The organism is Stenotrophomonas sp. RS-48, from assembly GCF_030053245.1.
GTDB lineage: Bacteria > Pseudomonadota > Gammaproteobacteria > Xanthomonadales > Xanthomonadaceae > Stenotrophomonas > Stenotrophomonas maltophilia_P.
The window spans coordinates 40,963-51,867 of sequence record NZ_JASGBV010000010.1 but is presented as its reverse complement, the minus strand read 5'-3'; the positions used below and the strand labels follow the sequence as shown (position 1 = coordinate 51,867).

Annotated in this window: 12 protein-coding genes; 6 read left to right on the top strand and 6 right to left on the bottom strand. The window is 68.3% G+C overall.

The annotated features are described in order from the left end of the window. From QMZ25_RS02645 to QMZ25_RS02625, 5 genes are all read right to left on the bottom strand, one after another. Positions 1-720, bottom strand: a 720-nt coding sequence (locus QMZ25_RS02645) for a phospholipase D-like domain-containing protein (protein WP_283219082.1), incomplete at its 3' end; no start/stop codon positions are given. Between the two features lie 118 nt (positions 721-838). Beyond that, entirely contained in the window at positions 839-1,087 is a 249-nt protein-coding gene (locus QMZ25_RS02640) for a hypothetical protein (RefSeq protein WP_053519934.1), read from the bottom strand. Between the two features lie 477 nt (positions 1,088-1,564). Beyond that, on the bottom strand, positions 1,565-1,732 hold the full coding sequence (gene rpmG / locus QMZ25_RS02635; protein ID WP_169411268.1) for a 50S ribosomal protein L33: 168 nt from the start codon (positions 1,730-1,732) through the stop codon (positions 1,565-1,567). A gap of 10 nt (positions 1,733-1,742) precedes the next feature. Continuing rightward, positions 1,743-1,979, bottom strand: a complete 237-nt coding sequence (gene rpmB, locus QMZ25_RS02630; protein WP_005411638.1) for a 50S ribosomal protein L28 — start codon at positions 1,977-1,979, stop codon at positions 1,743-1,745. A gap of 242 nt (positions 1,980-2,221) precedes the next feature. Next, positions 2,222-3,115, bottom strand: a complete 894-nt coding sequence (locus tag QMZ25_RS02625; protein ID WP_053517725.1) for a LysR family transcriptional regulator — start codon at positions 3,113-3,115, stop codon at positions 2,222-2,224. A gap of 107 nt (positions 3,116-3,222) precedes the next feature. Between QMZ25_RS02625 and QMZ25_RS02620 the strand changes: the two genes are divergently transcribed. Beyond that, positions 3,223-3,612 carry a RidA family protein gene (locus tag QMZ25_RS02620; RefSeq protein ID WP_053517723.1) on the top strand — a complete coding sequence of 130 codons (390 nt, stop codon included), beginning with the start codon at positions 3,223-3,225 and terminating at the stop codon, positions 3,610-3,612. Positions 3,613-3,646: 34 nt separating this feature from the next. Here QMZ25_RS02620 and QMZ25_RS02615 read toward each other — a convergent pair whose 3' ends face one another. Further along, complete coding sequence (locus tag QMZ25_RS02615) at positions 3,647-4,333, bottom strand: hypothetical protein (RefSeq protein ID WP_262100256.1); 687 nt, start codon at positions 4,331-4,333, stop codon at positions 3,647-3,649. Positions 4,334-4,475: 142 nt separating this feature from the next. Between QMZ25_RS02615 and QMZ25_RS02610 the strand changes: the two genes are divergently transcribed. From QMZ25_RS02610 to QMZ25_RS02590, 5 genes are all read left to right on the top strand, one after another. Beyond that, positions 4,476-4,811 (top strand): hypothetical protein, encoded by a 336-nt coding sequence (locus QMZ25_RS02610; RefSeq protein ID WP_283219081.1) that lies wholly within the window; start codon positions 4,476-4,478, stop codon positions 4,809-4,811. A gap of 56 nt (positions 4,812-4,867) precedes the next feature. Further along, positions 4,868-6,121, top strand: coding sequence for a TolC family protein (locus tag QMZ25_RS02605; protein WP_053517721.1), 1,254 nt, complete (start codon positions 4,868-4,870; stop codon positions 6,119-6,121). Beyond that, the gene (locus QMZ25_RS02600) at positions 6,118-7,323 is read left to right on the top strand and encodes an efflux RND transporter periplasmic adaptor subunit (protein ID WP_111187182.1); all 1,206 of its coding nucleotides are present in this window, start codon (positions 6,118-6,120) and stop codon (positions 7,321-7,323) included. The genes QMZ25_RS02605 and QMZ25_RS02600 overlap by 4 nt, the downstream gene beginning before the upstream one ends. Before the next feature lie 10 nt (positions 7,324-7,333). Next, the gene (locus QMZ25_RS02595) at positions 7,334-10,561 is read left to right on the top strand and encodes a CusA/CzcA family heavy metal efflux RND transporter (RefSeq protein ID WP_283219080.1); all 3,228 of its coding nucleotides are present in this window, start codon (positions 7,334-7,336) and stop codon (positions 10,559-10,561) included. Between the two features lie 61 nt (positions 10,562-10,622). After that, complete coding sequence (locus tag QMZ25_RS02590) at positions 10,623-10,877, top strand: BPSL0761 family protein (protein WP_128987622.1); 255 nt, start codon at positions 10,623-10,625, stop codon at positions 10,875-10,877. Positions 10,878-10,905: the final 28 nt, after the last annotated feature.

The window sequence follows — 10,905 nt, the reverse complement described above, 5'->3', positions numbered from 1 at the left end:
CGGCCGTGCCAGGTTCTGCGAACCGATGTAGCCCACTTCGTTGTCGATCACCGCAATCTTGCGATGGTTGCGCAGGTCCATGCGGCCGCTGCGGCGCCAGCGCAGCCCGCCGGGCAGCATCGCCCGCACTTCGATATCGCGCGCCTGCAGGCGCTTGCGGTAGGCGCGCAGGCCGCGCTTGGCGCCCACCGCGTCCAGCAGCACCCTGCACTGCACGCCGCGGGCGGCGGCACGCTGCAGCGCCTCGACGATGGCCTCGCCCACCGAATCGTCGAACATCAGGTAGTACAGCAGGTGCACGCGGTCTTCGGCCTGGTCGATGTCGGCGATGAGCGTGTGCAGCGATTCGTCGTAATCGGTGAGCAGATCGACGGCGTTGCCGTGCACCGGCATGAAATCGCCCTGGCGCTGCACCAGCGGCACGATTTCCGCACTGGCCGTATCCGGTTCCGGCTTCCAGCGCAGGCGGCGCTGCAGCGCCTGCTCTTCGCGGATGACCTGCGAGGCCTCGGCCTGGCGGCGGATGCGCTCGCGCGACAGCCACGGGTGGCCGAACAGCAGATACAGCGGCAGGCCCAGCAGCGGCACGAAACCGACCAGCAGCAGCCAGCTGCGGGCCGCGCCCGGCGTGGTGCGGGTCGGAATCCAGCACAGCGCGACCAGCCGGATCAGCCAGTCGATCAGCAGCAGATACGATCCCAGCAACCACTCAACCAGCATCGCGTCGTCCGTCGGCAGGTGATGGGCCATTCTGCCCAGCAGGGTGTGTAGAGTCGAGCTTGCTCGACTGCCTCAGCGCAGCCGGGCACGGGCTCGGCTCTACAAGGGAGGGCGGGCTTCAATGCCGCACCGGCACCTCGCTCAGCTGGCGAACCGATTCGGCGTGGCGGCGGCCGTTGAGCGCCATGCAGGCAATGGCCTGCGCCGCCCGCTCCAGCTGTGCATCCGGCAGCGGCGAGGAGGTACCCTTGCTCAGCGCCAGATGGTGGTCGCACAGCAGCAGCGCCATGCCTTCGATGCCTTCCAGCATGCGCTGCAGGCGCAGCCAGCCCAGTTCCAGGTCCTGCCGGTGTGATGGGGTGTTCATGCAGCCTCCTTCAACGGATCTGGCCACCGGTGAAGGTGGCGGACGATGCGTGGTTGCAATACCGGGGAACAAGCAACGGGAACAAACCGGCGGGCACACGGCCCCCACGCACCGCCCGCCAGAAGGCAGAGCGGGTCGCCAGCCGCTGCAAAAGCAGGGGCAGCGGCTGGCGAATTTACCGTTACTCGATTCCTCGGGATTGCAAGCCCGACCGCTGCAGATGCAGCGGCTTGCCATCATGGACACAGCGAAGCCAGTGATTCCAATTGATTTGGATCGCGCGAACTGCCGGAACCGGTAGGAAGAATCACTTATCGCATTCGGCCCATGATTCCGCGCACTGCGCCATAGGCGACAGCCTGCGCAGGGAGTACGGCCGTGCCGGCCAAGGGCCGACACCCACCAGACCAGACGACAGGCAAGAAAAAACCCGCCACAAGGGCGGGTTTCTTCGCGGGGACCAGCAATCCGTGCGGATTACTTGATCTTGCCTTCCTTGTACAGGACGTGCTTGCGCACGACCGGATCGTACTTCAGGAATTCCATCTTCCCCGGGGTGTTCTTCTTGTTCTTGTCCGTGGTGTAGAAGTGGCCGGTACCGGCCGAGGAAATCATACGGACCTTATCGCGCTTGCCTGCCATGATGCTTTACTCCTCAGACCTTTTCGCCGCGCGCACGCAGCTCAGCCAGAACGGAATCGATGCCGTTCTTGTCGATGGTGCGCAGTGCATGCGCGGAAACACGAAGCTTGACCCAGCGGTTCTCGCTGGCCACCCAGAAACGGCGCTCGTGCAGATTCGGCAGGAAACGACGACGGGTCTTGTTGTTGGCGTGCGAGACGTTGTTACCCGTCTGCACTCGCTTGCCGGAAACCTGGCATACGCGGGACATTGCGCACCTCGATAGTAGTTGTTGTCAGCCCGTAGCCCGGGAGACGGCGGCCTCGGTGGTTGCCCACCACACGTCAAGAGAATCAAAGGGTTACGCTGGCGTTGGGCGGCCGGGGACGTGCTCCCGGGGGCGCCGCCCGGCACGAAACCGGACACAGCGAGCCGCGCATTATGCATGCAATCAAGGCCTTGCGCAAGTTACCCACAGGAGCGGCCGGGCGTGGGCTCGGCCCTGCGGGTCCATCACCCCAGCGCTTCCACCACCCAGTCGATGAATACCCGCAGGCGCTGGCTCATGTGCCGGTTCGGCGCAAACATGATGTGCATCGGCATCGACGGCAGCTGCCAGGCCTGCAGCAGCGGCAGCAGTTCACCGCGTGCCACGTGCGGCTCGGCCATGTAGCTGGGCAGGGCGACCACGCCCAGCCCGGCCAGGCCGGCGGCGAGATAGGCATTGCCGTCATCGAAGCCGACCGTATGGCGGCCCTGCACCTGGACGGTCTCATCGCCGCGCCGCGCGGCGAAGACCCGCGCCCGCCCGCTGCGTGGGCTGAGCAGCCCAACCATGTGGTGCTGCGGTCCCTCCAGCGCGCGCGGATGCTCCGGCAGACCAAAGCGCTGCACGTAGTCCGGGCTGGCGTGGAAGCCGATCGGCAGCTCGCCCAGCGGCCGTGCCACCAGGGCCGGGTCGGCCGGGGTGCCGCCACGGATCACGCAGTCGACGTTGTCGGCGATGACGTCGACCTCGCGGTCGCTGACGCCGATGTCCAGCTGGATCTCGGGGTAGCGCGCCTGGAAGTCCGGCAGTGCCGGCACCAGCCGCAGCCGCGCATAGGGCCCGGGCACGTCGATGCGCAGGCGGCCGCGCGGCTGCACGGCGGCATCGCCCAGGCCACCCTCGACCTCTTCCAGCTCGGCCAGCAGGCGGGCAATGCGGGGGTAGTAGGCCGCACCATCGGCGGTGACGCTGACCCGCCGCGTGGTGCGGTTGAGCAGGCGCAGACGCAGGTGCGCTTCTAGCTGCTGCACCAGCTGGGTCACCGTGGTGCGACTGATCTGCAGGGTCGTCGCGGCACGGGTGAAGCTGCCGGTCTCCACCACACGGGCAAAGGCGCGCATGGCCTCGAAGCGGTCCATCGGCGATCCGATTGTTTGGGTTGTGCGATCAATCTAGTCCGATCATCGCGGTATATCCAGACAACAATCGCGAGCAGGATGGCGGTTCTTCCCATCAGGCCCTTCCCATGTCACACCGCGATGTCGTTTTCCCCGTTGGCCGCCAGGCCCTGTATGACCGCAACCGCTACTCTCCGGCGATCCGGTCCAATGGCTTCCTGTTCGTCTCCGGGCAGGTCGGCAGCCGCGAGGATGGCTCGCCCGAACCGGACTTCGAGGCGCAGGTCCGTCGCGCCTTCGACAATCTCAATGCGGTGCTGGCCGCCGCAGGCTGCACGTTCGATGACGTGATCGACGTGACCGTGTTCCTGGTCGATCCGGAGAAGAACTTCGAGAAGGCCTGGGCGATCGTGCCCGAGTACTGGGGCGAGGCGCCGCACCCCACCCTGACCGGTATCGGCGTGACCTGGCTGTACGGCTTCCAGTTCGAGATCAAGGTGATCGCGAAACTGCCGTGAGCGGAACGCCGCCGGCCCGCACCGGCTGCCAGGGCTACTCGGATGCGAACTGCAGCGTGCGGCGCCAGCGCAACGGCTTCGCCTGGCGGGCCGGGTCGGGGCCGAACCGGCTCAACCAGCCTGCCGCAAGCGCACGCTCGCGCAGGCGCTCACCCACGCCCTCGGCATGCTCCACCTCAACGTGGGTCACATTGCCCTCCGCATCCACATCCATCGCCCAGACCAGCGTGCCCACCCACTCGGCCGGCGGAATGGACGCGTCGTAGTTCGGCCTCCCAGCCACGTACGGCTGGTCGTGCCGCAGGTACAGGGGCGACGTTTCGAGCCGGTGGTCCACGCGGATCTGCGCACTGCCACGGCGCCCATCGCCCAGCACGGCGTCGACGGTCCACATCCCCACGGCACCGGCGGTGCCCAGATCGGCCTCGTAGCATTTCTTGCGGCCACGGTAATCCTCATGGGCCGTGCGCGAGACCCGTCCACCCTTGGCATCGCGGATCTCGATCTGCAGCCCACCCACGTCGGTGTCGTCGAGATCGGCGGCCACGCAGATACGATGGTCATGCTGTCCATCGGCAATGAACAGCTGTGTCTGCGAGCGCGCCAGTGCATCGGCCGGCGTCGGCGACCACAGGAATTCCACATAGACGTCGTCGGCTGCGCGGGCGGCCGGGCTGGCCAGAAGCAGCACCAGGCCTGCGGTGGCAATGCGTGCGTTCATCTTCCTGCCTCGGTGACGGGACTCGATGCGGAGCGGGGGTGGAACAGCGCAATCACCCCCAGCTGAACGGGAGATTCCGACGAATTCCCGAAGTGGCCATTGATATTGTATCCGGCGAAAACCGCTTGCTAGCCTCCCCTCCATGCGTTGGATCGCCCGCCACCTACGCTCGTACCTGCTGATGCTGCTGATGGCGGCATTCGTGGTCGTGCCGGTGGCCGACGCGCTGGCGTGCGCGGTGGAACCGCATGCCAGCGTGGCACATGTGGAGTCGGCGGCCGATGACACCGCAGGCGACAGTGACAGCAAGCACACCGGTGCCTGCACGCATAACCACTGCCACCATTCCACCTCCAGCCTGCCGGCGAACACCTTCGCCGCCTTCGATGCGCCGCTGCCGGCGCGCTGGATGACGGCCGGCGATGCGACGGCCTACGCCGTCGCCCAGGATGAACTGACGCGTCCCCCCCGGGCGTGAGCTGAGCGCGTCCCGCTGCTGCGGGCTCCCGTTTCACTCACAACCGGAATCCCCCTATGTCGATCCTGACACCACGGTCGCCGCGTGCGGCCGGGCTGGTCGTCGCCGTGTTGCTGGGCCTGGCCCCGGCGGCATCGGTGATGGCGCAAGCTGCTCCTTCCTACGACACCCTGCTTGAACGACTGGACCAGCTGCCCGGCGCCCGTGTGGGCTCGGCGCTGGCCGAGGCTGCCGACGCCCGCGCCGACCAGGCCCGTGCGCTGCCCAATCCTTCCCTTTCCTGGTCGGCCGAGAACGCGTGGGGCACCGGCTCCTACGGCGGCATGGGCAAGGCCGACAGTGTGCTCAGCCTGTCCCAGCCGCTGGAGGTCTGGGGCCAGCGCGGCGCGCGCGTACGTGCCGCCCGTGCCGAGGCCCAGGCCGCCAATCTGCGTGGCGCGCAAAGCCGCAGTGATGTTGCCGGCCAGCTGGCCGCGGCCTACGCACAGGCAGAGAGCGCATTGCGCCGCTACACCCTGGCCGAAGAGGCGCTGGCCCTGACCCGCGACGATGCCAAGGCCGTCAATGCCATGGTCAGGCAAGGGCGTGAACCGCAACTGCGTGCGGTGCAGGCGCAGAGCGAGGTGGCCAATGCCAGCGCCGCGCTGGACGAGGCGCAGGCCTTCCGCGACGCCGCGCTGGCGCGCCTGGCCGGCGCCGCGCTGCTGGATTCGCCGGTGCAGTCGATCGACAGCAGCCTGCTCGACCGCGCACCTCCGCTGCCACGCGGCGCCACCGATGCCGCACTCGCGGTGCGTATCGCCGAAGCCGAAGCCGATGCGGCCGGCCGGCTGGTGGACGTCGAGCGCAAGCGGGCGCTGCCCGACCTGAGCCTGACCGCCGGACAGACCCGCTTCCGCGAAGGCGGCGAACGCGCTTACACGCTCGGCGTCAGCCTGACCGTGCCGTTGTTCGACCGCAACCGGGGCGGCATCCGTGCCGCCAGTGCCGACCAGCGCGCGGCCGAAGCCCGCCTGGACCAGCAACGCCGCGACAGCGAGGCCGGACGGCTGTCGGCCATTGCCGGGCTGAAGGCCGCCAGCAGCCGCACCCGCGCCGCCGATGAAAGCGTGGTGGCGGCCGAGGAAGCCTATCGGCTGGCCCGCGTCGGCTTCGATGCCGGACGCATCTCGCAGCTGGAACTGCGCAGCACGCGCAGCGCGCTCATTGCCGCCCGCGGCACCGCGGTGGATGCACGCCTGTCGCGCGTCGCCGCGGAAATCGATCTTGCCCGCCTCGAGGGGCGCGCACCCTTTATGGAGGCCCCATGACACTGTCCCGTTCCTTTCCCCTGCTTGGCGGCGTCGTGCTGGCCGTTCTCCTCGCCGGCTGCGCCGGCAACGCACAGACACCGGAAACAGCCGATGCCACTGCAGCCAAAGCCGGCAGCGATGACGGCCACGGCCACGCAGCCGACAGCCCGGACGCCAAGGCCGAGGCTACCAAGGCACCGGCCGACGCCGACGAAGGCGTGGTGCAGCTGACGCCGGAACAGATCAAGGCGTCCGGTATCGAAGTGGTGGCCGTCGGACGCGGTGGTGGCGGCTCCACCCGCCTGTCGGGCCGTGTCGAACCATCGGTGGGCGCACGTGCCTCGGTGGCGTCCACCGTGAGCGGTCGCGTCGAACGTGTGCTGGTGGCACCAGGCACAGCGGTGAAGCAGAACCAGGCCCTGGCGATCGTGGTCAGCGGCGAAGCCGCCGTGTTCCGCGCCAACGCTCTGGCCGCATCGGCCGAAGCCGAGGCGGCACGCCTGGCCTACGGCCGCGACAAGGCGCTGGTCGAACAGGGCGTGGTCGCCCGCCAGGAGCTGGAAGCATCGCGCGCCCGTTCGCTGGCCGCACAGGCGCAGGCGACTGCCGCACAGGCGCAGGCCGCGGCCAACGGTGCGCCCGATGCCAGTGGCCGCGTGCGCATCACCAGCCCGGTGACCGGCATCGTCGGCAACGTCCAGGTCACTCCAGGCGGCGTGGTCGCCGCAGGCAGCGCGGTGGCCGATGTCGCCGATCCGGCGATGAACGAACTGGTGTTCACCGCACCGCCTGCGCTGGCCGCGCAGGTCACCCCGGGCATGACGCTGGACGTCACGGTGCCGGGCGGCAGCTTCACCGCCACGGTCACCGGCTCTGCGGCCGACGTGCGCCAGCAGGGCGGCGTGGCGGTCATCCGCGCGACGCCGGTGGAGGCGGCTTTGCCGCCGGCCGGTTCGCCGGTGTCGGCCAGGGTGGTCACCGAAGGCCGGGACGGTGCACTGAGCGTGCCAGCCGATGCCGTGCAGAACGTCGACGGCAGCAGCGCCGTGTTCGTCGCCGTGGAAGGCGGTTTCAAGGCACAGCCGGTGCTGGCCGGCCGTCGTGCCGGTGATCGCATCGAGATCCTCGGTGGACTGAGCGGCAACGAGCGCATCGTCGGCACCAATGCCTTCCTGCTCAAGGCCGAACTGGCCAAGGGCGAAGCCGAGCACGGCCACTGAGGAGGCGACCATGTTCAAGCTCATCATTGAATCAGCGGTGCGCTTCCGCTGGCTGGTGGTGTTCCTGGCGGCGCTGATCGCGGCCTGGGGCCTGTTCCAGCTGGGCAAGCTGCCGATCGACGCCGTGCCGGACATCACCAACCGCCAGGTACAGATCAACACGGTGGCACCTGCGCTGACACCGGAACAGATCGAGCGGCAGGTGACCTACCCGCTGGAAACCGCGCTGGCCGGCATTCCCGGCCTGACCACCACCCGTTCGCTGTCGCGCAACGGCTTCTCCCAGGTCACCGCGATCTTCACCGACGCGACCGACATCTACTTCGCCCGCCAGCAGGTGGCCGAGCGCATGCGTGAAGCAGCGGAAGATCTGCCCGATGGCGCGTCGCCGCTGCTGTCGCCGGTCACCACCGGCCTGGGCGAGGTGCTGATGTGGACGGTGGACTTCACCCCGTTCGATCCCGCCCGGCTGGCCAGACCGGGGGAAGCGGGCTGGCAGGCCGGCGAGGTCTACCGGACACCGGAGGGCAGCCTGCTGCGCACGCCGGAAGAACGCGCCACCTACCTGCGTACGGTGCAGGACTGGATCATCGCGCCGCAGATGCGCTCCAGCCCGGGATTGGCCGGCGTCGATACGGTCGGTGGGTACGTGAAGGAGTACGGCGTGCACCCGGACACTGCCAGGCTGGCTGCGCATGGCCTGGGCCTGGCCGACCTGGTCACGGCACTGCAGCGCGCCAACGTGCAGGCGGGTGCCGGTTTCGTGCAGCGTGCCGGCGAAGGCCTGGTGGTACGTGCGGACGGCCTGGCACTGACCACTGATGATCTGGCGCAGGCCCCCGTTGCGACCCGCAACGGCGTGGTGGTGCGCGTGGCCGACGTGGCCGATGTCGATCTCAGCCGTGCACCGCGCCTGGGCGCGGCCAGCCGCAATGGTCACGAGGCCGTGCTCGGTACCGCCTTGATGATCGCCGGTGGCAACAGCCGCACCGTCGCGCAGGCGGCAGCGGCGCGCCTGGAGCAGGTCAACAGGTCGTTGCCGGCCGACATCGTGGCCGTGCCGGTGCTGGACCGCAGCGTGCTGGTGAACTCCACCATCAGAACCGTGGCAAAGAACCTCACCGAAGGTGCGCTGCTGGTGGTGGTGGTGCTGTTCCTGCTGCTGGGCAACCTGCGCGCGGCAACCATCACCGCGCTGGTGATTCCGCTGTCGTTCCTGTTCGCCGTGATCGGCATGAACCGCTTCGGCATCAGCGGCAATCTGATGAGCCTGGGTGCGCTGGATTTCGGCATCCTGGTGGACGGTGCAGTGATCGTGATCGAGTCGACGCTGCTGATGCTGGGCCAGCGCCGCGCCGAACTGGGCCGTGCGCTGACCGCGATGGAACGTCTGCGCGTGGCGGCGGAGTCGGCGCGGAAGATGGCGCGTCCAGCGGCGTTCGGCCAGTTGATCATCCTGCTGGTGTTTGCGCCGATCCTGACCCTGGAAGGCGTGGAAGGAAAAACGTTTCATCCGATGGCCGCCACGTTCATGCTGGCTCTGGTGGGTGCCTTCCTGTTCTCCTTCACCTTCGTGCCGGCCATGGCTGCGCTGCTGGTGCGCGAGCCGAAGCTGAAGGAAAGCGGGGCGCACGCCGATGACGGCGAACACGAAACACGCCTGATCCGCGTGCTGCGCGCACGCATCGAACCGGTGATCCGCAAGGCGGTGGACCACCCGCGCTCGGTGCTGGCCGGCGCGGTGATGATGGTGGTGGTGGGCATCGGTTCGTTCTCGCTGCTGGGCCGCGAATTCATGCCGACGCTGGATGAGGGCAATGTGGCGATGCAGGCGCTGCGCGTACCGTCGACCTCGCTGGAGCAGTCGCTGGCGATGCAGCTGGCGCTGGAAAAGGCGATTGCCGGGCAACCGGAAGTGGAAACCGTGTTTTCGCGCACCGGTACCGCTGAAGCCGCGATCGACCCGATGCCGACCAACATCTCCGACAGCGTGATCGTGCTGAAGCCGCGCAAGGAGTGGCCCGATCCGACGCTGGACAAGGAGGCGCTGGTGGCGCGCTTCGAGGCGCTGGCCGGGCAGCAGCTGGGCAACAGCTTCGAGTTCAGCCAGCCGATCGAGCTGCGCTTCAACGAGCTGATCTCCGGCGTGCGCACCGACCTGGCGGTGATGATCTTCGGCGATGACTTCAGCCAGCTGCAGAAGGTGGCCGACCAGGTCGCGTTGAAGCTGCGTGCGGTGGACGGTGCGGCTGACGTGCGGGTGGAGCAGATTTCCGGCCTGCCGACCCTGAACGTGAAGATCGACCCTGTCGCCGCCGCGCAGTACGGGCTGACCGCTGCGGACGTAAGCGATGCACTGGCCACCGGCATCGGTGGCACGGCGGCCGGCAAGATCTTCGAGGGCGACCGACGCTTCGACGTGGTGGTGCGGCTGGACGATGCCGCACGCAACGATCCGGACCAGCTGTCATCGCTGCCGATTGCCACACCGGCCGGACTGGTCATTCCGCTGTCCTCGGTGGCCCGCATCACGGTCAGCGAGGGACCGAACCAGATCAGCCGCAACAATGGCAGCCGCCGGGTGGTGGTGCAGGCCAATGTGCGCGGCCGCGACCTGGGCGGCTTCGTCGGCGAAGCGCAGGCAGCGGTGGCCGACGTGGCGCTGCCGCCGGGCGCCTATCTCACCTGGGGTGGCCAGTTCGAGAACCTGCAGCGCGCGGAAAAGCGCCTGGCAACGGTGGTGCCGGTCGTTTTCCTGCTGATCGGCAGCCTGCTGTTCATGGCCCTGCGCAGTGGCAAGGAAGCCGTGCTGGTGTTCAGCTGCGTGCCGCTGGCGCTGGTCGGCGGCATTCTCGCCCTGCTGCTGCGTGGCATGCCCTTCTCGGTATCGGCTGCGGTCGGCTTCATCGCCGTGTCCGGCGTGGCCACGCTGAACGGCCTGGTGTTGATGCAGGCCGTCCGCGAGCGGCTCGATGCCGGTGACCTGCCCCTGCAGGCGGCAATCAACGGTGCCGCCAGCCGGATCCGCGCGGTGCTGACCACGGCACTGGTGGCGATTGTCGGCTTCATTCCGATGGCGATCGCCAGTGGCTCCGGTGCGGAGGTGCAGAAACCGCTGGCGACGGTGGTGATCGGTGGCCTGATCACGGCGACCGCGCTGACCCTGCTGGTGCTGCCGACCTTCGCTGCGCGCGTGGCCAGGCCTCGGCCGGCCAACGTGGCCGGCACGTCGCACTGAGGCCCTTCTGGCCCGGCCAGGGATGTACCTGCCGGGTCGATCACCTGCAAGGAGACGTTGCATGACCACACCGCAGGACCGCACCCGCCACCTGGTCCAGGCCGGCGCCTTCCTGATCGAACTGGCCGACAACGCCGGGCTGCCGATGGATATCCGGGCCGAAGCGCATCGCCTGCTGCGTCATTACCCTACGGTCAGCGAGATCCGGATGATGGCGCAGCTGGAGAACAATACGGCGATCTTCAAGGTGCCGTTGATCGCCGACGCCTTCGAGCGCGAATGGGTGGATCGCTACACGCGCGGTGCGCATCGATGAAGACGCGGCGGGGCCGGGGTTCCTGGAG

What these genes read in the sequence shown, in the direction of transcription:
- QMZ25_RS02605 (WP_053517721.1), top strand. Translation starts at nt 4,868, where the DNA reads ATGTCGATCCTGACACCACGGTCGCCGCGTGCGGCCGGGCTGGTCGTC.
- rpmB (WP_005411638.1), bottom strand. Translation starts at nt 1,979, where the DNA reads ATGTCCCGCGTATGCCAGGTTTCCGGCAAGCGAGTGCAGACGGGTAAC.
- QMZ25_RS02640 (WP_053519934.1), bottom strand. Translation starts at nt 1,087, where the DNA reads ATGAACACCCCATCACACCGGCAGGACCTGGAACTGGGCTGGCTGCGC.
- QMZ25_RS02615 (WP_262100256.1), bottom strand. Translation starts at nt 4,333, where the DNA reads ATGAACGCACGCATTGCCACCGCAGGCCTGGTGCTGCTTCTGGCCAGC.
- QMZ25_RS02595 (WP_283219080.1), top strand. Translation starts at nt 7,334, where the DNA reads ATGTTCAAGCTCATCATTGAATCAGCGGTGCGCTTCCGCTGGCTGGTG.
- QMZ25_RS02625 (WP_053517725.1), bottom strand. Translation starts at nt 3,115, where the DNA reads ATGGACCGCTTCGAGGCCATGCGCGCCTTTGCCCGTGTGGTGGAGACC.
- QMZ25_RS02600 (WP_111187182.1), top strand. Translation starts at nt 6,118, where the DNA reads ATGACACTGTCCCGTTCCTTTCCCCTGCTTGGCGGCGTCGTGCTGGCC.
- QMZ25_RS02610 (WP_283219081.1), top strand. Translation starts at nt 4,476, where the DNA reads ATGCGTTGGATCGCCCGCCACCTACGCTCGTACCTGCTGATGCTGCTG.
- QMZ25_RS02590 (WP_128987622.1), top strand. Translation starts at nt 10,623, where the DNA reads ATGACCACACCGCAGGACCGCACCCGCCACCTGGTCCAGGCCGGCGCC.
- QMZ25_RS02620 (WP_053517723.1), top strand. Translation starts at nt 3,223, where the DNA reads ATGTCACACCGCGATGTCGTTTTCCCCGTTGGCCGCCAGGCCCTGTAT.